Annotated in this window: 21 protein-coding genes; 7 read left to right on the top strand and 14 right to left on the bottom strand. The window is 69.8% G+C overall.

What is annotated here, in order from left to right; all coding sequences use genetic code 11:
• Positions 1 to 16: 16 nt before the first annotated feature.
• Positions 17 to 775, bottom strand: coding sequence for an LLM class flavin-dependent oxidoreductase (locus ACH413_RS26175; protein ID WP_360031945.1), 759 nt, complete (start codon positions 773 to 775; stop codon positions 17 to 19).
• 32 nt (positions 776 to 807) lie between these two features.
• Positions 808 to 1,278, bottom strand: a complete 471-nt coding sequence (locus ACH413_RS26170; RefSeq protein WP_360031947.1) for a hypothetical protein — start codon at positions 1,276 to 1,278, stop codon at positions 808 to 810.
• A gap of 142 nt (positions 1,279 to 1,420) precedes the next feature.
• Here ACH413_RS26170 and ACH413_RS26165 point away from each other — a divergent pair, with 142 nt between their 5' ends.
• Complete coding sequence (locus ACH413_RS26165; RefSeq protein ID WP_360031949.1) at positions 1,421 to 1,972, top strand: NlpC/P60 family protein; 552 nt, start codon at positions 1,421 to 1,423, stop codon at positions 1,970 to 1,972.
• Here the strand turns inward: ACH413_RS26165 and ACH413_RS26160 are convergent.
• Both ACH413_RS26160 and mug read right to left on the bottom strand, forming a co-directional pair.
• Complete coding sequence (locus tag ACH413_RS26160) at positions 1,962 to 4,808, bottom strand: BTAD domain-containing putative transcriptional regulator (protein WP_360031951.1); 2,847 nt, start codon at positions 4,806 to 4,808, stop codon at positions 1,962 to 1,964. The two genes, ACH413_RS26165 and ACH413_RS26160, sit on opposite strands and share 11 nt — an antisense overlap.
• Before the next feature lie 181 nt (positions 4,809 to 4,989).
• The gene (gene mug, locus ACH413_RS26155; protein ID WP_360031953.1) at positions 4,990 to 5,484 is read right to left on the bottom strand and encodes a G/U mismatch-specific DNA glycosylase; all 495 of its coding nucleotides are present in this window, start codon (positions 5,482 to 5,484) and stop codon (positions 4,990 to 4,992) included.
• Between the two features lie 37 nt (positions 5,485 to 5,521).
• Between mug and ACH413_RS26150 the strand changes: the two genes are divergently transcribed.
• Positions 5,522 to 5,983, top strand: coding sequence for an HAD domain-containing protein (locus ACH413_RS26150; RefSeq protein ID WP_360031955.1), 462 nt, complete (start codon positions 5,522 to 5,524; stop codon positions 5,981 to 5,983).
• On the opposite strand, the gene ACH413_RS26145 is transcribed toward ACH413_RS26150, so the two are convergent.
• The 4 genes from ACH413_RS26145 to ACH413_RS26130 form a co-directional block, all read right to left on the bottom strand.
• Positions 5,980 to 6,297, bottom strand: coding sequence for a hypothetical protein (locus tag ACH413_RS26145; RefSeq protein ID WP_360031957.1), 318 nt, complete (start codon positions 6,295 to 6,297; stop codon positions 5,980 to 5,982). The two genes, ACH413_RS26150 and ACH413_RS26145, sit on opposite strands and share 4 nt — an antisense overlap.
• A gap of 10 nt (positions 6,298 to 6,307) precedes the next feature.
• Positions 6,308 to 6,763: a hypothetical protein gene (locus ACH413_RS26140; RefSeq protein WP_360031959.1), complete on the bottom strand. Its 456-nt coding sequence runs from the start codon at positions 6,761 to 6,763 to the stop codon at positions 6,308 to 6,310.
• A gap of 74 nt (positions 6,764 to 6,837) precedes the next feature.
• Positions 6,838 to 8,490 (bottom strand): 5'-nucleotidase C-terminal domain-containing protein, encoded by a 1,653-nt coding sequence (locus ACH413_RS26135; protein WP_360031960.1) that lies wholly within the window; start codon positions 8,488 to 8,490, stop codon positions 6,838 to 6,840.
• 89 nt (positions 8,491 to 8,579) lie between these two features.
• Positions 8,580 to 9,083: a hypothetical protein gene (locus ACH413_RS26130; protein WP_360031962.1), complete on the bottom strand. Its 504-nt coding sequence runs from the start codon at positions 9,081 to 9,083 to the stop codon at positions 8,580 to 8,582.
• Positions 9,084 to 9,192: 109 nt separating this feature from the next.
• Here ACH413_RS26130 and ACH413_RS26125 point away from each other — a divergent pair, with 109 nt between their 5' ends.
• Genes ACH413_RS26125 through ACH413_RS26105 form a run of 5 tightly spaced genes read left to right on the top strand, consistent with a single transcriptional unit; the run spans position 9,193 to position 15,581 of the window.
• Positions 9,193 to 9,918: a response regulator transcription factor gene (locus tag ACH413_RS26125; RefSeq protein ID WP_360031964.1), complete on the top strand. Its 726-nt coding sequence runs from the start codon at positions 9,193 to 9,195 to the stop codon at positions 9,916 to 9,918.
• Complete coding sequence (locus ACH413_RS26120) at positions 9,896 to 11,290, top strand: HAMP domain-containing sensor histidine kinase (RefSeq protein ID WP_360031965.1); 1,395 nt, start codon at positions 9,896 to 9,898, stop codon at positions 11,288 to 11,290. The genes ACH413_RS26125 and ACH413_RS26120 overlap by 23 nt, the downstream gene beginning before the upstream one ends.
• An 18-nt stretch (positions 11,291 to 11,308) precedes the next feature.
• A complete protein-coding gene (locus ACH413_RS26115; protein WP_360031967.1) occupies positions 11,309 to 13,030 on the top strand; it encodes a glycosyltransferase family 39 protein in 1,722 nt (573 codons plus the stop codon).
• On the top strand, positions 13,027 to 13,767 hold the full coding sequence (locus tag ACH413_RS26110) for a dolichyl-phosphate beta-glucosyltransferase (protein ID WP_396425210.1): 741 nt from the start codon (positions 13,027 to 13,029) through the stop codon (positions 13,765 to 13,767). The genes ACH413_RS26115 and ACH413_RS26110 overlap by 4 nt, the downstream gene beginning before the upstream one ends.
• Entirely contained in the window at positions 13,764 to 15,581 is a 1,818-nt protein-coding gene (locus ACH413_RS26105; RefSeq protein WP_360031969.1) for a glycosyltransferase family 39 protein, read from the top strand. The genes ACH413_RS26110 and ACH413_RS26105 overlap by 4 nt, the downstream gene beginning before the upstream one ends.
• A 3-nt stretch (positions 15,582 to 15,584) precedes the next feature.
• Here ACH413_RS26105 and ACH413_RS26100 read toward each other — a convergent pair whose 3' ends face one another.
• From ACH413_RS26100 to ACH413_RS26075, 6 genes are all read right to left on the bottom strand, one after another.
• Positions 15,585 to 16,358, bottom strand: a complete 774-nt coding sequence (locus ACH413_RS26100) for an SGNH/GDSL hydrolase family protein (protein ID WP_360031971.1) — start codon at positions 16,356 to 16,358, stop codon at positions 15,585 to 15,587.
• Between the two features lie 53 nt (positions 16,359 to 16,411).
• Positions 16,412 to 17,422: a hypothetical protein gene (locus ACH413_RS26095; protein WP_360031973.1), complete on the bottom strand. Its 1,011-nt coding sequence runs from the start codon at positions 17,420 to 17,422 to the stop codon at positions 16,412 to 16,414.
• Between the two features lie 445 nt (positions 17,423 to 17,867).
• On the bottom strand, positions 17,868 to 19,679 hold the full coding sequence (aspS, locus tag ACH413_RS26090; protein WP_360031975.1) for an aspartate--tRNA ligase: 1,812 nt from the start codon (positions 19,677 to 19,679) through the stop codon (positions 17,868 to 17,870).
• Positions 19,680 to 19,745: 66 nt separating this feature from the next.
• The gene (locus tag ACH413_RS26085; protein WP_360031977.1) at positions 19,746 to 20,123 is read right to left on the bottom strand and encodes a hypothetical protein; all 378 of its coding nucleotides are present in this window, start codon (positions 20,121 to 20,123) and stop codon (positions 19,746 to 19,748) included.
• Positions 20,120 to 21,151 (bottom strand): hypothetical protein, encoded by a 1,032-nt coding sequence (locus ACH413_RS26080; RefSeq protein WP_360031978.1) that lies wholly within the window; start codon positions 21,149 to 21,151, stop codon positions 20,120 to 20,122. Before ACH413_RS26080 ends, ACH413_RS26085 begins: the two co-directional genes overlap by 4 nt.
• Before the next feature lie 60 nt (positions 21,152 to 21,211).
• Positions 21,212 to 22,381 carry a S8 family peptidase gene (locus tag ACH413_RS26075; RefSeq protein ID WP_360031980.1) on the bottom strand — a complete coding sequence of 390 codons (1,170 nt, stop codon included), beginning with the start codon at positions 22,379 to 22,381 and terminating at the stop codon, positions 21,212 to 21,214.
• Between the last annotated feature and the right edge of the window lie 96 nt (positions 22,382 to 22,477).

Raw genomic sequence — 22,477 nt, 5'->3', positions numbered from 1 at the left:
GCCGTTATCTACGACGCTATGCGCTCACACCATCGAGTGATCCCACGAAACGAACGAACCCTTCGGGGTCCTCGCTCGTGGCGGACTGCTGCAAGATCACGCTGGTAGCGCCCGCTTCGGCCACCTGCGCGACCAGGTCCGTGACGAACGCGCGGTCACGCGAGTCCGTCTCGACGTAGACGACCAACGGGTGCTCGCGGGTGGCCCTGATGGCCCGGACCCGGTCGAGATCGGCCGACGCGTCGAGGATCGTGCCGTCGCCGACCTCGCCCGCCAGGTCCAGCGTCTTCAGGCCGAGTCCGCCCACGTAGATCGGCATCGGTGCGGCCGGCGGCCAGTCCAGCGCGACGCCGGTCAGCTTGACGTACCGGCCCTCGACGGTGACCCGTTCGCCTGCCAGCAGCGCCTTCAACGCGTCCGTGTACTCGCGCAGCAACGTCAACGGCGACGAGACCCGTGCGCCGACCTGGCCCATCCAGTCCTGCACGCCGTGCCCGACGCCGATCGTGACGCGACCCGGGAACAACCGGTCCAGCGTCGCGGCCTCCATCGCGGCGATCGCGACGTTGCGCAACGGCACCGGCAGCAGCCCGACGCCGACCTTCAGCCGGGAAGTCCAGGCCAGGGCGGCGGAAGCGCAGGCGATGCCGCTCTCCAGGAAGCAGTCCTCCCACAGCCACAACGAGTCCACACCGGACTCCTCCGCGGCCAGGACGACGGATCGCAGGTTCTCGGGCGGAAGCTGAGGCCGGTAGACGGCGCCGAGTGTGGTCACCCGACCAACCTACTACCGGCCTCGGCGCTAAATCAGCAACCGCAGTTGTGGTACGTGACGTCCCAGTGGTTCGACTCGAGGTAGTAGATGTTGCCCGCGTTCGACTTCCACTTGTTGCCACCGATGGACGAGAAGCTGCCCTTGATGTAGTTCGTGACGCAGGTGGTCAGCCGGTAGTCCACCTTGTAGCCGTTCCAGTGCGAGTACGTGCCCGACGCGTGGCCGGTCTCCGTGCCGCCGGTGATGGTCAGCGCACAGCCCGACGCGCTCTTGAACGTCTTGGCACCCGCGATGGTCGTCTGGTTGATCTGCTCGAACGAGGTGCAGTTCGACTGGTTGCGGTTGCTGCAACCACCACTGGACGTCCAGCTGATGCCGGCGGCGCTGAGCTGCGCGGTCGCCTGCGAGTGGGTGTACTTGGCCGGGGCCGCCGACGCGACGGACGCGCCCATGATCAGAGCGGCGAACATCGCGATCACGGCTGCGATCGTGCGAACGAACATGTGCTCTCTCCTTATGCCCAAGGTGCCGCGAAAGCTAGGAAGCAGCGGTAAAGGAACGCCTAAATCGGCTTTAGGCCGTTCTTTGGCGCCACCGTGGACAGTTCCGGTCATCACCAACAGCAAGTCGATCGGAGCTACAACCATGCGCATTCGCCACGCCCTCGCGGCGACCGCGATCTCGCTGGGACTGCTGGGCGGCATGAGCGGCATCGCCCAGGCCGCACCGGAGGGTCCTGCCGAGCAGGAGACGTCCCTCTCGCAGGTGCAGGCGGCGGCCGGGTACGGCGGCTCGATCACCCGCACCGAGGTCATCAGCCGGGCCAAGAACTGGTGGGACCGCAAGGTTCCGTACAGCCAGACCGCTTACGCGTGGGACGTCAACCACGGCAAGCAGTACCGCACCGACTGCTCCGGCTTCGTCTCCATGGCGTGGAAGCTGACGACCAGCCGCAACACGTCCACTTTGGACGAGGTCGCCACGAAGATCTCCTGGGCGAACCTCAAGCCGGGCGACATGATCCTGCGCAACGGCCACGTGAAGCTGTTCGAGAAGTGGACGAGCTCCGCGAAGACGTCAGCGTGGATCTACGAAGAGGGCAGCACCGCCACCGACATGGACCACGAGACCGTCACGATCTCGTCGCTCAAGAGCGGTGGCTACGCTCCCTGGAAGTACAACAAGATCACCGGCTGAGTGCACGCGGGGCCCATTGAGCAGGCCACTGGTGCACCTCCCCCATCTCTCTGGTGCCCAGTCGCGTGAAGAGCTCTGCGGCCTCGGCCCAGGAGCGGTCCGCGCCTTCGACGTCCCCCAGACAGGCGTGGACCGCTCCCAGGTCCCGAAGCGTCCGAGCCCGCCACAGCGGCAGGCTCAGGTCGTTCCACACCGGCAGCAGGTCGGTCAGCGCCACCCGCGCGCCGGCGTGGTCGCCCGCCGCGAGCCGCCACTCCCCCACCGTGCGGCGGACGAGCGCCTCGCCGAACCGGTCGCCGACGTCGCGGCAGCCGTCCAGCGCCTGCCGCAGCAGTCCTTCGGCGGGATCGAGCAAACCCCTGCGCAGCAACACCTTCCCCCACGCCTGGGCGGTGTAGCAGCCGAGCAGTTCGTCACCGGTGCCCGCGACCATCTCGTGGGCGCGCCGGATGTGGTCCTCCGCGAGGTCCAGCTCGCCGCGGGCGCGGTGCACGAGCCCGATCCCGCGGGCCGCCAGCGCCTCACCCCTGCGGCTGCGCGCCTTCTGGTAGATGGACTCGGCGAGGCGGAGAGTCTCGAACGAACCGTCGTCGTCGCCGAGTTCCCGTTTGATGGAGCCGATTCCGTACAGCGCGTGCGCTTCGCCCTCGAGGTCCTGGGACTCCATCAGCTCACGGGCCCGGCCGAGCGCCTCCAGCGCGCACGGGTACTGGCCGAGATCGCGGCACACCATGCCGATGCCGTTCATCGCCACGGCCTCGCCGCGCCGGTCGCCCATGTCCACGAACAACGTCTGCGCGGTGTCGAACCACGACCGCGCCTCGACCAGGTTGTCGCGCTTGTAGTGCATCTGCCCGAGGCTGCACCGCAGCACCGCCTCCAGGCGCAGATCTCCGGTCCTCCACACGGCCTCCAGCGCCGCTGTGTGTGTTCGTTCCCAAGCCTCGTAACGGTTTCTGAGCCCGAACCAGGCGAACACCAGCACCTCGGCCAGCTGGGACGCGATCTCCGCGAGGCCGAGCTCCGCCGCGCGTTCCACGAGCTTGGTCAGCAACGACTCCTCGCGCGCGAACCAGGCGTCCTTGTCGGTCGGGCGGGCCGCCGTCGCGACGATGCCCAGCGAGTCCTGCATCCGCGGCACGGCGAGGAAGAGCTGCTCGGTCAGTCCATCCACAGTGGACAGAGCGGCGACCACGGCCCTTCTGACGACGTCTTCTCGTTCCTGCTGCCGGTCCTCCGCCTCGGCGAGCTCGCGGGCGTGCAGCCGCACCAGCTCGTGCATCCGGTACCGCGCGCTGCCGATGACGTCGAGCAGCCGCGCGTCCACGAGCTGGTCGAGCACGTCCTCGTCCAGCAGGTGCACCCACAGGAAGCTCGGCACCTCTGGCAGCCCGAGGAACCCGAAGATCCGGTACGCGCGGCGGACGTTCTCGTCGAGCGCCCGGTAGGTCAGCTCCAGACTGGACCGCACCGCGAGGTCGTCCGCGACGAGCTCGTCGAGCCTGCTGCGTTCGTCGGAGAGTCTCCTGACCAGCTTCGACACCGGCCAGTGCCCGCGACCGGCCAGCCGCGCGCCGGTGATCCGCACCGCGAGCGGCAGGTACCCGCACAGCCGCGCGACCTCCTGGGCCTGATCGGGTTCGGCGGAGACCCGGTCGTCGCCGAGGATGCGCTGGAGCAGGGTGACGGCCTCGTCGCTGCTCAGCACGTCCAACGGGATGCGCCGCACGCCTTCGAGCCCGCACAGCCTGCTGCGGCTCGTGATCAGCGTCAGACAGCCGGGGCTGCCCGGTAACAGCGGCCTGACCTGCGAGACGCTCGTGACGCCGTCCAGCACGATCACCACGCGCCGCCCGCCGACCGTGGCCCGCCACAGCGCCGCGCGTTCCTCGGCGGACTCCGGAATCCGTTCGCTCGGCACGTCCATCGCGCGCAGCAACGCGTCCAGCGCCCCGGACGGCGAGTGCAGGTCGACGAACAGCTGCCCGTCCGGATACCGGTCGGCGAGCCGATGCGCCGCGTGCACCGCGAGCGCCGACTTGCCGACGCCGGCCGGTCCCTCGATCCACCACACGCCGCCGTCGCTGTCGAGGAGCCTGCTCAGCTCCCGGTCGCGCCCGGTGAAGTCGCCCGCGTCGCGCGGCAGGTAGTTGCGGCGGCTGTCCCGCGAGCCCTCCAGCACGTCCCGGTAGAGCTGCTGGAGCTGTTCGCCGGGCTCGACCCCGAGCTCGTCGACGAGCACCTTGCGCGTCTCGCGGAACACCCGCATGGCGTCCGCGCGCCGCCCAGCCCGTGCGAGTGCCGTCATGAGCTGCCCGCGCAGCCGTTCGGCCAGCGGGTACTCGGCGACGAACGCCCCGAGCCGGTCGATCAGCTCGGCGTGCCGTCCCAGCGCCAGTTCGGCGTCGACCCACGCCTCGGCGGCCGCGAGCCGTTGCACGTCGAGCGTCTGCGCGAACACCACCGGCGTGCCGCGCCAGAGCTGCAGGGCCTCGTTGAGGACCTCGGCCTTGACCTTGAGGTCGGCCTCGTCGCCCGCCCTGGTCACGAGCCTGCGGAACGCGTGCAGGTCGACGCTGTCGGGGTCGGCGTTGAGCACGTAGCCCGCCGCCCGGTGCTCGACCGGCAGCCCGGAGCGGCGCAGGCTGGAGATGTGCACCTGCAGCGACTTGCGCGCCTGCGGCGGCGGCTCCTCGCCCCAGATGAGATCGATGAGCCGTTCGACGGGCACGATCCTGCCGCACTCGACCGCCAGGACGGCTAAGATCTGCGCGGGCTTCGGCGGCACAGACGGCTCGACCGGCCCGAGAATCCTGACCTCCACTGCGCCCCCCACCAGTGTTGAACATTCACCAAGTTCTGCACGGCATTGCCAAATTTTGACGCATTCCGATGCGCGGGGGTTCCACTTCAGAGTGAATGCACTCGAACGGACGCAGATCTGGATGCAACCAGACCAGAGCACACTACGTCCAGCCCACTTTCAGTGGGCATGAATGTGAACTTTTGTTCTGTTTCTAGAGGCTGGCTTTGAGTCGCCCGAACTCTTCCGCCAACGCCGGCAACTGCCAGTGCGCGTTCAGCCCGCTCGGATTCGGCAGCACCCACACCCGAGCACCGCCCACGGTGTCCTGCTGCGCCCCGACCTGCGCCTTCTTGCGGCCGAAGGCGGCACGATAGACCGTCACACCGAGTACCGCGAGAACCTTCGGTGAATACTGCTCGACCTTTTCAGCGAGCGCGATCCCACCTTGACGCATTTCGTCAATTGTTAATTCGTCGGCTTTGGCACTGGGCCGCGCGACGACGTTCGTGATGCCCAGCCCGAGGTCGAGCAGCTTCTCCTGCTCGCCGGGCGCGAACTGAGACGGCGTGAAACCGGACAAATGAAGGGCGGGCCAGAACCGGTTTCCCGGCCGCGCGAAGTGGTGCCCGGTCGCCTCCGACACGAGGCCGGGGTTGATGCCGCAGAAGAGCACGTCGAGCCCGGGCTTGATCACGTCGGCAATCACGTGGCGAGCTTACGAGGTGCCGCCTACCCTGCCCGCCATGGCCGCGCTCCCGATCCTGTTCCTCGACGTCGACGGCCCGCTGCTCCCCTTCGGCGACGGCGTCCCGGGCACTCCGGGCCTCGCACGGCTCGACCCCGCACACGGCCCGTGGCTCACGGCCCTGCCGTGCGAACTGATGTGGGCCACGACCTGGATGGACGACGCCAACGCGCACATCGCGCCCCTGCTCGGCCTGCCGACGCTGCCGGTCGCGACCTGGCCGGACGACCCGGCCGCCGAGGCCGCCGACGCGCGCCAGGGCCTGCACTGGAAGACCCGCGGCCTGGTCGCGCTGGCGGGCACCAGGCCGTTCGTCTGGGTGGACGACGAGATCGGCAAGAAGGACCGCGCCTGGGTCGCCCAGCACCACGGCAAAGCACTGCTGCACAAGGTGAACCCGCGGCACGGCCTGACCGATGCCGACTACCTCGAACTCGACGCCTGGCTGCGCGCGGGCTAAGCGCTGACGGCCGGCACGCGCGGGCGGGGCGTCCACATCGTGTAGCCGGCGCGGCGGGCGTCCTCCGGCGAGTGGAAGAACGCGTCGCCCTTCATGCGCTTGTAGTAGGGCGATTCGGGGGTGTGGAACATCATCGTGCGCGAGTTCGCCTTGATCGCGGGCGCGACGGCGGCGGGCTCCTCCATGATCGACAGAGGCGCGGCCTCCACCACCGCGGAGGAGTCGCGGGCGCGCATGGTGAGCCAGGTCAGCAGAACGCCGGCGAGGAACGCGCCCGCGCACAGCAGGAACATCTGGAAGAAGAACCCGAACACCGAACAGCTCCTAGCCCGTAGTCGTGAAGTCCTCGTCGACGCGCAGTCCGGGAGCGGCCGAGCGCAGGGCGTCGCTCAGCGCGCCCGCGTGCTCCGGGGTCGCGACGCGTGCCGACGCGGTCAGGTGTCCGGCGTGCACGACGCCGGTGAAGTCGGTGACGTCCCGGTCCAGCACGGCGCCCAGCAGCGCGGCGGCCTGCGCCGCGGAGACGGGCAGGCGTTCGCCGGCGTCCGGGGTGATCACGTCGGTGATCCGGAACGTGGTCAGCGCGCGCACGGCGTCCACGACCTCCTGACGTTCCTGTGCGGACGCGGCGGTGCCCGCCAGCACGATCTCCGACGACCGCACCGCGAGCACCAGGTGGCCAGGGGACACGCGTGGAGCGGGCTGCGCGGCGAGGCCCACCGCGGCGAGCAACGCCGGCACGACCAGAGCGCCGACGAAGACGCGGAGCGGCAACTGCACGGGGCTGGCCTATCTCATTCGGCCGACCGGGTGCCACCACCTGGACCGGAACACCCAGGACACCGCGCCCGAATTCACTCGTTCGTGGAGACCACGACAGGCTCGCCGCCCGCCATCAGACGCCAGTCGGAGCCCGCGAAGTCGGCGGGATCGAGCACGCCAGCGGCCTTCACCCAGTCGATCAGCAACTGCCGGATCTCCTGCTGCTGGTTGTGCAGCACGGGCGCCGAGGCGATGTGCGGGAAGTCGCCGCCGCCCGCCTGCCGGTAGTTGTTCACGGCCACGGCGAACTCGAACGAGTCCGAGACCGGCTCACCACCGAACCGAAGATCCACGATCCGCGACCCGACCGGCTGCGAGATGTCGACGTCGTAGGTCAGCGGCGCGGTCAGCCCGTAGGCGATGTCGAAGTTGTAGTCCGGCACGTCGGCGGACAGTTCGGCCGCCGAGAACGGGCCGGGACCGGACACCTGCAGGAAGTACCGCGCCGACTCCTCCAGGAAGTCGCGCAGCTGCCCACCGGTCATCCGCACGCCCACCAGCGTGTTGTCGAAGATGTAGAGCCCGGCGACGTCCCGCAGCGACACCTCGTCCGCCGGAATCGCGGCGGCCCGGTTGAACGGCGCGCACAACGACACCACCGGCAACGAGGTGGACTTCGCGACCTCCAGCGCCTGCACGTGGTTGATGAACCGCAACGCGGGCGTGTCCTCGAACCGCGACCGCGCGGCCGACATCGCCGACGCACAGGTGCCGACCCGGCCGTTGACGTACGACACGACCCGCTCGTGGTCGTGCCGCAGCAGCCGCACGATCCGCGGGTCCTCCGCCACCGTGGCCGACGACAGCACGGACGACCGCGAGTCCGCCAGCTCCCAGCGCCCGTCGTAGCGCAGGTCGAACTCCATCACAGACAACCGCTTGCCCGAGTACAGCGGCTCGGTCAGCAGCACCGGCCGCCCCGTCACCTTGTTCGTGACGAACCGCGACGGGATCTCCACGTGCGCGTGCCCGACCAGCACCGCGTCGATCCCCGGCACCGTCTCCGCCAGCAGCTCGGAACAGTTCTCCGGGAACGGCACCTGGTCGCCCAGCGACGACGACAGGTCGGCACCGGAGTGCGCCACCACGATCACCAGGTCGGACTTGTGCCGCACCTCCGGCACCCAGTGCAGCGCCTGCTCCACCAGACCGGGGAACGTCAGCACGCCGTCGACGTGGGCGCGGTCCCACACCGCGATCCCGGGGTTCGTCAGCCCGAGGATCCCGACCCGCAACGGCGCCCCGCCGGTCAGCCACACCGTCTTCACCACGTACGGCTGGAACGCGGGCAGGCCCGTGGCCACGTCCAGCGCGTTGGCCGCCAGCAGCGGGAACTCCAGCTGCCGCTCGAAGGTCCGCAGCACCGGCAGCCCGTAGTTGAACTCGTGGTTGCCCAGCGCGGCGGCCGTGTAGCCGATGGCGTTCATCGCGGCGGCCATCGGATGGACGTGCGCACCGCGCGTGATCGGCTCGACCTTCGCGTAGTAGTACGCGAGCGGTGTGCCCTGGATGGTGTCACCGGCGTCGAGCAGCAACGTCCGTTGGCGTCCCACGGCGGCACGCACGTCGTTCACGAGCGTCGAGATCTTCGCGAGCCCGACGTCGTTGTGCGCGAAGTCGTCGAACTCGCGGTTGAGGTAGTAGTCCCAGTTGAAGAGATTGCCGTGCAGGTCTGTCGACCCCATCACAGTCAGTGTGAACGTGCGCACGCCGCTCACCTCCGGTTGTGGTCGGGCTGATCACCCGACCATAACCGCTCACACTTGACCCCAAATCACCTCGTGGGAGGGGCCTGCCCGTCCCGCTGACCGCGCTGACCAGGTTCGACCACGCTGGACGCGACGGACTTGCCGTCCTCTGTGGTGGCGATCACGGTGACCGTGTCCCCCTTCTCGACACCTTCGGCCACGGTCTCGGCGTCGATCACGTACGTCTTCGTGTAGCCGTCGGTGGACTTCACCTCGATGGACGAGTCGCTGAGCGCGGTGACCTCACCGGACTGGAACTCGCCGTGCGTCGCCGTGCCGAACCCGAGACCGCCGCGCATGCCGCCGCCACCGTCCGGCGGCGCTCCGCCCATGCCGCCGGGGCCCATGCCGCCGGCTCCGGTCTGCTGGTTCGTGCCGCTGGCGGCGTAGATCGCGACGCCACCGGCACCGGCGATCGCGACGGCGATGGCCACGGCCGCCACCGTCTTCTTCGCGGTCCACGCCGGGCGCGCCGCAGGTTCGGCGGACTGCTGGGGTGCGCCCCACTCCGGGGGCTGTTGTTCGGTCATGACAGCCACCGTGGTGGTCCCGGCTGTGCCGAACCTGTGCCTGACGTAGGCACGACCTGTGCGCATCGCTCACAGCTGGTACACAGGATCGGCATTCACGATGGGAGCCATGCGCGCGATGAAGACCGAACTCCGCAGGCCGGACGGACAGCCGGTCAGGGTGCTCGTGGTCGACGACGAGTCCACTCTGGCCGAGCTGATGTCGATGGCGCTGCGCATGGAGAAGTGGGACGTGCGCACGGCCCTCGACGGGACTTCGGCGGTGCGGACCGCGCGCGAGTTCCGACCGGACGTGGTGGTGCTCGACGTGATGCTGCCGGACTTCGACGGCTTCGAGGTGCTGCGCCGGATGCGCGCCGAGGCGCCGATCCTGCCCGTGCTGTTCCTGACCGCGAAGGACGCCGTGGAGGACCGCATCGCCGGGCTCACCGCGGGCGGCGACGACTACGTCACCAAGCCGTTCTCGTTGGAGGAGGTCGTGCTGCGGCTGCGCGCACTGCTGCGGCGCACCGGCGTGACCGACGCGGACGCGGGCACCCGGCTGATCGTCGGCGACCTGTCGCTGAACGAGGAGACGCGCGAGGTCGAACGCGCCGGCGCCTCGATCGACCTGACGGCCACGGAGTTCGAGCTGTTGCGCTATCTGATGCGCAACCCGAAACGCGTGCTGAGCAAGGCCCAGATCCTGGATCGCGTGTGGAGCTACGACTTCGGCGGCCAGGCCAACATCGTCGAGCTCTACATCTCGTACCTGCGCAAGAAGATCGACGCCGGGCGCACCCCGATGATCCACACGATGCGAGGCGCCGGTTATGTCCTCAAGCCTGCGTCCTAGAACGCTGCGAGCCCAGCTCGTCTCCGGCCAGATCGTCCTGCTCACCGCGCTGTGCCTGGTGATCGGCGGCGTCTCGGTGCTCGCGCTGCACGCGTTCCTGATGAGCAACCTCGACCGCGAGGTGTCCACCCTGCGGCCGGGACCGCCCGGCCAGCAGTACGGCCCTCCCGGCATCAACGCGAGGATCTTCCCCGACGGCAGCATCAGCGGCACGATCGAGCTGCCCGGATGGACCGCGCCGCGCGGACTCACCACTGACGAGCTCAAGGCTCTGGCGGCCACGCCGTCGGGCCTGCGGACCGTCGACCTCGGCGAGGTGGGCGAGTTCCGCGTGACGACCGACCGGATGGGGATCAAGGGTCTGCCGCTCTCGACCGTCACGGACATCGTGTGGCAGATGGTCTGGATCCTCGCCGGGCTCATCGTCGCGGGAGCGGCGGCGGTCGCCCTGGCGGGCAGGGTGATCGTGCGGCGCGCGCTGGTGCCGCTCGACCGGGTCGCCGACACCGCGACCCGCGTCTCCGAACTCCCGTTGCACGAGGGCGAGGTCGCGCTCGCCGAACGCGTGCCGGAGGAGGACACCGATCCGGCGACCGAGGTCGGCAAGGTCGGCCTCGCGCTGAACAAGCTGCTCGGCCACGTCGGCGAGGCGCTGAAAGCCAGGCACGACAGCGAGACCAGGGTCCGGCAGTTCGTCGCCGACGCCTCGCACGAGCTCAGGACACCCCTCGCCGCCATCCGCGGTTACGCAGAGCTGACCCGTCGCACCGACGCCGACCTGCCGCCCGAGGTCACCCACGCGATGGGCCGGGTCGAGTCCGAGGCGGTGCGAATGACGTCGCTGGTCGAGGACCTGCTGCTGCTCGCGCGCCTGGACGCCGGAAGACCGTTGGAGAGCAAGGACGTCGACCTCTCCAGGCTGGTGCTGGACGTGGTCGGCGACGCCAGGATCGCGGGCCCCGAGCACAGCTGGAGACTCGCGCTACCGGACGAGCCCGTCACGGTTCCCGGTGACGTGCAACGACTGCACCAGGTCATCGGCAACCTGCTGTCCAACGCCCGCGCGCACACCCCGCCGGGCACCACCGTCACGACCGGCCTGTCCGTCCACAACGGACAGGTGGACCTGACCGTCACCGACGACGGCCCCGGCATCCCCGAGGGCCTGGAGGTCTTCGAACGGTTCGCGCGCGGCGACTCCTCGCGCTCACGGGCGGCGGGCAGCACCGGCCTGGGCCTGTCGATCGTGTCGGCCGTGGTCGGCGCGCACGACGGCGACGTGTCCGTGGCGAGCACGCCAGGGCGCACGGTGTTCACCGTCTCCTTGCACACAGGTCGTTCACAGCGGAAGCACACGACCGACCCAGGCTAGGCCGCGACTCTCGTCCCCATGAGACGAGAACGCCTGGCGCTGGCGGTCCTGCTGATCGCGACCGGCGCGCTGTACCTGTGGCGGCTGGGGGACTCGGGCTGGGCCAACGCCTACTACTCGGCCGCCGCGCAGGCCGGTGCGACGAGCTGGAAGGCGTGGTTCTTCGGCTCGTCGGACGCCTCGAACGCGATCACCGTCGACAAGACGCCCGCCTCGCTGTGGGTGATGGGCCTGTCCGCGCGGCTGTTCGGCGTCAACGCGTGGAGCATCCTGGTGCCGCAGGCGTTGATGGGCGTGGGCAGCGTCTGGCTGCTGTACGCGACGGTGCGGCGCTGGTTCTCCCCCGCGGCCGCGCTGATCTCCGGGGCGGTGCTCGCGCTCACCCCGGTCGCGGTGCTGATGTTCCGCTTCAACAACCCGGACGCGCTGCTGGTCCTGCTGATGGTCGCGGGCGCCTACTGCGTGACCCGAGCGGTCGAGAACGCCAGCCCGTTCTGGCTAGCACTCGCGGGCGTGGCGGTCGGCTTCGGCTTCCTCACCAAGATGTTGCAGGCGTTCCTGGTGCTGCCCGCGTTCGCGCTGGTGTACCTGCTCGCCGCCCCGGTCTCCGCGGGTAAGAAACTCCTGCACCTGCTCGGCGCTTTCGGCGCCATGGTCGTCGCGGGCGGCTGGTGGATCGTCGCCGTCGAACTGACGCCGGACCGGCCCTACATCGGCGGGTCGCAGACGAACAGCGTGCTCGAACTGACGCTGGGCTACAACGGTTTCGGCCGCCTGACCGGTGACGAGGTCGGCAGCGTCGGCGGTGGCCGCGGCTGGGGTTCCGCCGGCTGGAGCCGCCTGCTGGGCGCGGAGATGGGCAGTCAGATCGCGTGGCTGCTGCCGGCCGCGGTGGTGCTGCTGGTCGCCGGGCTGTGGCTGACGAAGGGCCGCGCCCGCACCGCGCTGGCGTTGTGGGGTGGCTGGCTGGTCGTCACCGCCGGGGTGTTCAGCTTCATGAACGGGATCATCCACTCCTACTACACCGTGGCACTGGCACCCGCGATCGCCGCCGTCGTCGGCATCGCGGCCACCGAGCTCTGGGACCGCCGCAGCGAACCCGTTGCCGCGGCGGTGCTTTCGGGTTCCGTCGCACTGAGCGCGCTGCAGTGCTACGTGCTGATCAACGAGTTCTCGACACCCGTCGCGGTGCTGGTGCTGATGACGGGCCTGATCGCGGCGGTCGGCCTGGTGCTGTCGATGCGCTGGGCCATCCCGGTCGCGCTCATCGCCGCGTTGCTCGGCCCCACCACGTACTCCTTCGCCACCGTCACCACCCCGCACACCGGCGCGCTGCCCGTCGCGGGCCCGTCGAACGGTCGGATGGGCGGCATGGGCGGTGGCCTGCTCGACGCCACGACACCGGACGCCGAGGTCGTGACCCTGTTGCAGGACAACGCGGGCAGCTACCGGTGGGCCGCCGCGACCATCGGCTCCAACAACGCGGCTGGACTCCAGCTCGCCAGCGGGCAGCCGGTCATGGCGCTCGGCGGCTTCAACGGCACCGATCCCGCTCCGACCCTGGTGCAGTTCCAGGAACTGGTCCGAAATGGACAGATCCACTACTACGTCGCGGCCGGCCGGATGATGCAGGGCGAGAGCGGCAGCGACGCCGCCCACGACATCGCCGCGTGGGTCGCCGAGAACTACACCGCGACCACCGTCGCCGGTGCCACCCTCTACCAACTGGACGCGTCATGACGACTCTCGACGTGGTGATCCCGGTCTACAACGAGGAACGCGACCTGCCGAGGTGCGTCGACCGGCTGCTCACCGAACTGCCGAAGCTCTTCCCCCACGACTTCCGCATCACCATCGCCGACAACGCGAGCACCGACCACACCCTCCAGATCGCCGAGAACCTGACGCGCGCGCACGACCAGGTGCGCAGCGTCCACCTCCCGCGCAAGGGCCGTGGCGGTGCGCTCAAAGAGGTCTGGTCGGTGTCGGACGCGGAAGTGCTGGCGTACATGGACGTCGACCTCTCGACCGACCTGCGCGCGCTGGCTCCACTCGTCGCGCCGCTGCTGTCCGGGCACTCCGACCTCGCGATCGGCAGCAGGCTCGCGCACGGGGCACGGGTGATCCGAAGCGCCAAACGCGAGGTGATCTCCCGCTGCTACAACGTGTTGCTGCGCGCCACCCTCGGCACGCACATCACCGACGCGCAGTGCGGGTTCAAGGCGATCCACGCCCGCGCCGCGCACCGGCTGCTGCCCCACGTCGAGGACACCGGCTGGTTCTTCGACACCGAACTGCTCGTCCTCGCCCAGCGCGCGGGACTGCGCGTCCACGAGGTCCCCGTCGACTGGGTGGAGGACCCGGACTCCAGCGTCGACATCCTCGCCACCGCACTGGCCGACCTGCGCGGCATCGCGCGGTTGCGCCGCTCCACGCCGGCCCTGCCGGTCACCGCACCGGAAAGGGTCACGGCATGACCGCCACACTCGCCCCCGCGCCCGTCGCACCACCTCAGCCGCAGCAACGCCGGGACCCGAAACTGTTGCACCGCATCGCGTTCCTGGGCCTGCTCGCCGGTGCCGCCGTGCTGTACCTGTGGAACCTGACCGCGTCCGGCTACGGCAACGAGTTCTACGCGGCGGCAACGCAGGCGGCGTCGCAGAGCTGGAAGGCGTTGCTGTTCGGCTCGCTCGATCCCGGCAACACGATCACCGTCGACAAGCCGCCCGCGTTCCTGTGGGTGAGCGGGCTGTTCGCGAAGGCGTTCGGCTTCTCCAGCTGGACCGTGCTCGCTCCGCAGGCGCTGGAAGGCGTTGCGGCAGTGGGATTGTTGTACGCCACGGTGAAACGCACGTCGGGCCCGACCGCGGCACTGTTCGCCGGCGCGGCCTTCGCGCTCACGCCGGTGGCCACGCTGATGTTCCGGTTCAACCTGCCGGACGCGTTGCTGGTGCTGCTGATGGTCGCGGCCGCGTACTGCACGGTGCGGGCGCTGGAGAAGGCGAGCCCACTGTGGCTGGCGCTCGCGGGTTCCGCGATCGGCTTCGCATTCCTCACCAAGATGTTGCAGGCATTCCTGGTGCTGCCCGCACTCGCGCTGGCCTACCTGATCGCGGCTCCCACCTCACCGCTCAAGCGGCTGCTGCACCTGCTGGGCGCCGGTGTCGCGATCGTCGTGTCGGCCGGGTGGTTCATCGCGCTGGTCGAGCTGTGGCCGGCGGACAGCCGCCCGTACATCGGCGGGTCGACCAACAACTCGTTGTGGGAACTGGCCATCGGCTACAACGGGCTCGGCCGCATCTTCGGCAGTGAGGGCGGCGGTCCCGGTGGCGGCGGAATGGGCGGCAACGGGAACATCGGCTTCGGGGGCGAAACGGGCATCGGGCGGTTGTTCGGCGCGAGCATGGGCCCGGAGATCTCCTGGCTGCTGCCCGCCGCGTTGATCGGACTGGGTGCCGGACTCTGGTTCCTGCGCCGTGCGCCCCGCACCGACCGCACGCGTGCGGCACTGGTGGTGTGGGGTGGCTGGGTGCTCGTGAGCGGCGCGGTGTTCAGCTTCATGAGCGGCATCACGCACCCGTACTACACGGTCGCACTGGCGCCCGCGATCGCCGCCGTGGTCGGCATCGCCGGACGGGAACTCTGGCGCGGCCGTGGCCACTTCCCGGTGCGGATGGCGTTGACGGCGATGGTCGCGGCGACCGGCGTGTGGGGCTTCATCCTGCTCGACCGCACGCCGGACTGGACGCCGTGGCTGCGCTGGGTCCTGCTGGCCGTCACCGCGCTCGTCGTGTTCGCGCTGGTGTTCGGCCTGAACGGACGCCGCTGGATCGCGGCCGCGCTGGTGGTCGCGGCGTTGCTCGGCACGTCCGGCTACGCGTTCGCCACGGCCGCGACGACGCACAGCGGGTCGATCCCGTTGTCCGGCCCGCGTTCGCAGCAGGGCGGCGGCATGGGCATGCGGGAAGGCGGCGCGTCGACGGAGGTCGTGCAGCTGCTGAAGGCCACGGACACCGAGTGGGCGGCCGCGACGACCGGCGCCCAGAGCGCGGCGGCACTGCAGCTGGCGTCCGGCCGGTCGGTGATCGCGATCGGCGGCTGGAACGGCAGCGATCCCGCGCCCACGCTCGACGAGTTCAAGGCGCTCGTCGCGGAGGGCAAGGTGCGCTACTACGTCGAAGGTGGCGGCGGCGGACGCGGTGGCGACAGCGCGATCGCCGAGTGGGTCGCGGCGACCTTCCAGTCCACGACGGCGGGCGGCCAGACCCTCTACGACCTGACCACGGGCTGATCGTCAGAGACGGCCGGTGTCGGCGGGGAGCACTTCCCCCGGCACCGGCCCGATCGTCTCGGCCGACTCGTCGGCCCACAGCAGTGGAAGCAGGTCGGCGCCGCGCTTCCACAGCCACGGAATCCCTTTGAGCATCAGCCACGCCATGTGGTGCCACACCGTCAGCTCGCGTCCGCCGGAACACTCCAGGCTGACCTCGCCGAACTGGAGCCCGGCCGCGCGCAGTTCGGCCGCGAACGCCCGCGCCAGCATGCGATGCCCCCGCTCCGACGGGTGCAGCCGGTCGACGGCCCACGTGTCCAGCTCGTAGGCGCCGGGCATCGTGTGCAGGTCGACGCACCGCACACCGTGCCGTGCGACCACGACGTCGACCACGCGGTTGTACTCGTCGATGCGGTCCTTGAGCACCCGCCGCAACCGGCCCGGCAGCTTGAACACCCGGCCCTGGTCGTGGAACCGCACGGTGACGACGGCGACCCCGGCCGCGGTCAGCTCACGGCAGACGTGGTCGAGGTCCTCGTGCATGCGCCGCACGGAGAAGTCGGATCGCAGCGTGTCGTTCACCCCGGCGATGACGACGGCCGCGCTGGGCTTGTCGCGCAACGCATGCGGCAGCTGGGTGCGTCTGACGTCGGCCAGCCTGGCACCGGAGGCCGCGTGGTTGCGATAGCCGTTGTCCGAGTAGGCGGACGAGAGGATCGGGCCGAAGCCACGCCATCCGCCGGGCACGAGGTCGCCGATCCCGACCGCTGTCGAGTCACCTAGTAACACCAGCACGCGGTTCAGGATCAGCTGGCCCGGTGATCCGGGAATGACCGTGCGGGAACGGTTCAGCGAAATGCTGGGTAAAGCGGGAGTTCGAGCACCTCAGGGCCGTAGCGGTCGGCCAGTGCCCCGATCACCGCGTCGGCGTGCGACGCGACCGTCTTCTCGCCCAGCAGCAACGCGTCGGACCTCAGCCGGATCCACCGGCCGGTCAGCACGACACTGCGCGGCGGCGCGTTGACAACGTTGGGCATGGGCTTGGAGAGCGCTCGCCACGTCGCGAGCCACACCCACAGCAGCTGGGCTTCCAGCAGCCGCGGTAAGAACACCGCGTCGTCGTCCATCTCGGGCCACACCGACCCGACCTCGGCGCGCCAGGCGGCGACCATGGCCTCGGACATCCCCGGCGGCAGACCCCAGCCGCACCAGCAGGACGGGAACGGCACGCGCAACGCGGCGGCGTCGAACACGATGTCGCGGACGCAGCCGCCCTCGAAGTCGACGAACCGGACACCGCGCGAGGTGACCAGGTGGTTGTCCGGACAGGACGTGGACGGGCTGAAGGCACGGCGCCGCGAGGTGCTGAACGCCCGCGCGGACTCGGCGGCGAACTCGATGGCCTGCGGGGACGTGCCGACGCCCAGGGTGGACTCCAGCAACGCCGGTAAGCCCGCGATCGCCGCGTGCACGTCGACCGCGATCGGATCCTGGCAGCACTGCGCGCCGGCCCTGCGCATCAACGCGTCGAAGTCCGCGTCACGGCCCGCCGTCGTGGCGTGCAAGCGCCCCATGGCGTGTGCCCACGAGAGCAGCCCGCGTTCCGCGGCGCGCGCGTCCGGCGCGTGCAGCTTCTCGGACAGCCGCGGCGCACGGCCCAGGTCTTCCAGCACGACCAGACGCGTCGCCGCGTCGTGGGCGAAGAGTTCCGGGGTGGCGCGCTCTTCGGCCGGAAGAGCGGTGAGCAGCTGGTGGCTGACTGCCTCGTGCGCCCACGGGTCGCGGTCGCCGGTGCCTGCGGGATAGCGCTTCACGACCAGTGTGCGCGGCATGGAGAACGGCGAGGAGGCGACTCTCACGCGAATGACGACGGAACGACCGGTACCCCCGAGAGTCTCGGGGTCCGCGAGGCGCACCTGTGCGCCCAGTCTTCTGGTCAGTACGCGTTCAGCCGCCCCGACAGCGTCTGCGATCTCAGGTGAAGTCGTGTCGGGAGGGCCCGCGGTGATCTCCACGCTCATCCCCTCCGACCCTACTCCCCAAGTCCGTGAGCCGGACCGACGCTAATCCGGCCAGACTGCGACCACCACTACTCGTTGATAACGGCTCGCGCTGTTTCCGGATCCCCTCCGACGTGTGGACGTGTGGAAACACCTTCCGTTGCCCACTACGTGCCGATCAACCCGATCGATCGCCGCCCTTGGGTCAATACCGATCAAGTAGCTGCCCGATCGGGCGAACGGGTCTCATGTTCTGGGACGCGCGGAGGCACCCGGCAGGTTGCCTCCGCGCGCGAAAAGATCGTTAAGCCTTCTGCTCGGCCTTCTCGGCGGTCTTCTCGGCCGCCTTCTCCTGCGGCTTCGCGTCCACACCGGCCTCCTTGCGCTGCAGCGCCGTGATGGGCGCCGGAGCGGCCGTCAGCGGGTCGTAGCCGCCGCCCGACTTCGGGAACGCGATGACCTCGCGGATCGAGTCGGCACCTGCGAGCAGCATGCAGAGGCGGTCCCAGCCCAGTGCGATGCCGCCGTGGGGCGGCGCGCCGAACTTGAACGCGTCGAGCAGGAAGCCGAACTTCTCCTGCGCCTCCTCGGCACCGATGCCCATGACGTTGAACGCGCGCTGCTGCACGTCCGCGCGGTGGATACGAATCGAGCCACCGCCGAGCTCGTTGCCGTTGAGGATCACGTCGTAGGCGTAGGCCAGCGCGTTGCCCGGGTCGGACTCGAAGTTGTCGATCCACTCCGGGGTCGGCGAGGTGAACGCGTGGTGCAGCGCCGTCCAGTTGCCGCCACCGACCGCGACGTCGCCCGCGTCGAGCTTGTCGACCGACTCGAACATCGGGAAGTCGACGACCCACGCGAACGCCCAGGCGTTCTCGTCGATCAGGCCGACGCGGTGCGCGATCTCGACGCGAGCGGCACCGAGCAGGGCGCGCGCGTCCCGCGGGTCGCCCGCGCCGAAGAAGATGCAGTCGCCCGCGTTGGCGCCGACGGCCTTCGCGAGACCCTCGCGCTCGGTGTCGGTGAGGTTCTTCGCGACCGGGCCGCCCAGCGTGCCGTCCTCCTGGACAAGCACGTACGCGAGGCCCTTGTGGCCGCGCTGCTTTGCGAACTCCTGCCACGCGTCGAGCGTGCGGCGCGGCTGCGAGGCACCACCCGGCATGACGACGGCACCGACGTACGGCGCCTGGAACACGCGGAACGTCGTGTCCTTGAAGTACTCGGTCAGGTCGGTGAGCTCGAGCTCGAAGCGCAGGTCCGGCTTGTCCGAGCCGTACTTCGCCATCGCGTCGGCGTAGGAGATCCGGCGGAACGGCAGCGGCAGCTCGACGTCCTTGGTCTCCTTCCAGATCGCGGCGAGCAGCTTCTCGGTCAGCGCGATGACGTCGTCCTGCTCGACGAAGCTCATCTCGATGTCGAGCTGGGTGAACTCCGGCTGGCGGTCGGCGCGGAAGTCCTCGTCCCGGTAGCAGCGCGCGATCTGGTAGTAGCGCTCCAGGCCACCGACCATGAGCAGCTGCTTGAACAGCTGCGGCGACTGCGGCAGCGCGTACCAGGAACCCGGACGCAGTCGCGCCGGCACCAGGAAGTCACGCGCGCCCTCGGGGGTGGAACGGGTCAGCGTCGGCGTCTCGATCTCGGAGAACTTCTCGCCGTGCAGCACCTCGCGGGCGATGCGGCTGACCTCGCTGCGCAGCCGGATGGCCTTGGCCGGGCCGGAGCGGCGCAGGTCGAGGTAGCGGTGCTTGAGGCGGGCCTCCTCGCCGGGCTCCACGTCGCTCTCGACCTGGAACGGCAGCGGCGCGGCCTCGTTGAGGACCTCGAGGTCGGTCACGTAGACCTCGATGGCGCCGGTGGAGAGGTCGGGGTTCTCGCTGCCCTCGGGACGCTTGCTCACGTCGCCGGTGACCTTGATGACGTACTCGCTGCGCAGCCGGTGCGCGCGCTCGGCCATCTCGCCCTCGCGGAACACGACCTGGGCCACCCCGGAGGCGTCGCGAAGGTCGATGAAGATGACACCGCCGTGATCCCGCCGGCGAGCGACCCACCCGGTGAGGGTGACGGACTGCCCGGCGTGCTCGGCCCGGAGTGATCCGGCCTCGTGCGTGCGCAACACGGTGGTGGCTCCTTGTAGACGAAGTCAGCTTTGCCGTCAAGGCTAGCCGGAGCCACCGACAGAATTTCACGCAGGGCTTTCTCGCTGCGGAGATGATCTCTCCAGCACCGGTTTCGCCTTCGCCCACGCCGCGTGCCACCCGGCGTCGACCTGCTCGGCGTCCCCCCACTCCGCGATCCGGTGGATCAGGTCGAGCAGCCGCGCTCTCGGTCCCGGCGCGAGCGACGGCAACACTTCGACGAGGAACGGCAGCACCGCCGTGGCGGCCCCGCACACGAACCCGCCTTCCTCGTGGATGGTCCGGTCGAGATCCGTGATGGCACGCGCGACCACCTCGGGATCGTCGGACAGCAACGCCCGCACGTGACCAGGTGTGTCCAGCGCGGGACCGTAGGCGTGGTCGATCGAATGCCACGCGACGTCGTCCAGTCCCTCCAGCGTCATCCCAGCTCCAGCAGCACCGACGTGGCCAGCGTCGAGACCTTCTGCCCCAACGACGTCACACCGTGGTCGTGCACCCTCTCCGCGACGAGGTCCCGGTACTCCCGAGCCCCCGCGACGCCGGTCAGCCACACCGCGAACGCCCGGAGCCGCACGTCCGGATCGGCGATCCACACCGGCACGAACGGCACGACCAGACCCACGTCGGTGGTGTCGCGTTCGAACAGCCGGCGCAGGTAGTCGAGCGCTTCGGTCCGCCACGGCAGCACGTCCACCAGCGCCAGCACGAGGTCGATGCCGTCGAAGTCCTTGGGACCCACCAGCCAGAGCACGTGCTCCAGCACCTCGTCGTAGCCCATCTCGAACGACCCGGTCGCGAGGAACAGCTCCAGGTCCCCGGTCAGCCCGCGCAGGATCACGTCGGCGTCCGGCCTGGTCGCCGCCGACACGAGCAGCCGCGCCAGCGGTTCGTCACCGGAGACCGTCAGGTCCCGCAACCACTGCGCCGCCGCCTCGTCGCCGCGCCCGGCGAACTCCGTGGCGACGATCACCAGGCACAGCCGCGTGGCCGGATCGAGCTCCTCCTCCCACCGCTGCGACAGGGCGGGCAGCACGAGCGAGCTGTCGCCGCGGCCTTTCCCCAGCATGAACAACACGGCTCGGCGCACGCCGGCCGAGCCGTGGTCGAGCAGAGCCAGCAACGCCGGTTTCGAGGCCTCCCAGGCGGCCGGCCAACTCGGGTGCACTCCGTCGGAGCCGCTGCCCCCGGCGACCGCGATCGCCCCGCACAGGTTCTCCAGCAGCCACTCGCGGCTGGGTGTGTTGTCGTGCGCGACCAGCTCCAGCAGGAACGGCCACGCCGCCGCCGTCGCCTCGCTGACCTCGGACTCGTCCCCGGTCAGGTGCCGCACCAGTTCCTCGTGCGGCTCGACGGAGGTCCTGGCCTGCCTGAGCAACCTGGGAAGGTCGTCGGCGTACCCGTCGTGACTGCGCAACCGGTACCAGTCGATGCCCTTCAGACCCTCCACCATGGACCCAACAATAGGAAAAGGGCCGCGACCGGGGTCGCGGCCCTTCACTCTTCAGCTAGCTCACGCGGTCGGCGCGAGGTACAGCAGGCGGTTCGGCGAGCCGGAGCCCGGGTTCGTCACCTTCGACGGCGTCGACTGCGCGACCAGGTACGAGGCGACCTGGGCCGGCGTCGCCGCGCGGTTCGTCGAGAGGTAGCGAGCGGCCGCACCCGCGACGTGCGGGGTGGCCATCGACGTACCGGAGATGGAGTTGGTGGCGCTGTCGGAGGTGTTCCACGCCGACGTGATGGCCGAGCCCGGCGCGAAGATGTCCAGCACCGCGCCGTAGTTCGAGTAGGACGCGCGGGCGTCGGTGCGCTCGGTGGCGCCCACGGTGATCGCCTCGGCCACACGGGCCGGGGAGAACGTGTTGGCGTTGGCGTTGGAGTTGCCCGCCGCCACGGCGAACGTGACGCCCTTGGCGATGGCGTTGCGCACGGCCGTGTCGAGCGTGGCGTTGGCGCCACCACCCAGCGACAGGTTGGCGACAGCCGGCTTGACGGCGTTGGCGCCCACCCAGTCGATGCCGGCCGCGACGCCCGCGAGGGTGCCGGAGCCCGCGTTGTCGAGCACGCGGACGGCGACGATCTTCGCGGCCTTCGCGACGCCGTACTGCGAGCCCGCGATGGTGCCGGCGACGTGCGTGCCGTGGCCGTTGCCGTCCTGCGCGACGTTGTCGTTGTCCACGAAGTCACGGCCGTTCGAGGCGCGGCCCCCGAACGTCGAGTGGCTGATGCGGACACCGGTGTCGATGACGTACGCCGTCACGCCGGAACCGGTCGAGGTGTAGCTGTACTTGGCGTCCAGCGGCAGGTTGCGCTGGTCGATGCGGTCGAGACCCCAGGACGGCGGGTTCGTCTGCGTGGCCTGCGTGTGCACGACCTGGTCGGCCTCCACGAACTCGACCGACGGGTCGGCCGCGAGGCGCTTGGCCTGCTTCTCCGTGAGCTTCACGTTGAAGCCGCCGAAGGTCTTGTACTCGCGCTCGACGGTGCCGCCGAAACGGGAAGCGAGGGCGTGCCCGTTCGCCTTGCCTTCCTTCAGCTTCACGATGAAGCTGCCGGCGATCTTCTCGGGTGCGTTGAGGGACAGCACCTCGCCCTCCGCGGCGGAGGCGTTGGGAACCATCAGAACCGACATGGCGAGAGTGGCCACGCCGGCGCCGGCCAGGAACCGGATCTTTCGCGTCATGATTCGCTTTCCGTTCTTTGCAGGGGAACGAAGCGCTTTCGACGTTATGGAGAGATCCGGTTCCTGCCAAGGGTGTCTTAAGGTTTAAGACGGCCT

Source organism: Lentzea sp. NPDC020367 (genome assembly GCF_044387305.1).
Taxonomy (GTDB): domain Bacteria; phylum Actinomycetota; class Actinomycetes; order Mycobacteriales; family Pseudonocardiaceae; genus Lentzea.
The sequence above is the reverse complement of the archived record's forward strand: the minus strand, read 5'-3'. Positions and strand labels throughout refer to the sequence as shown.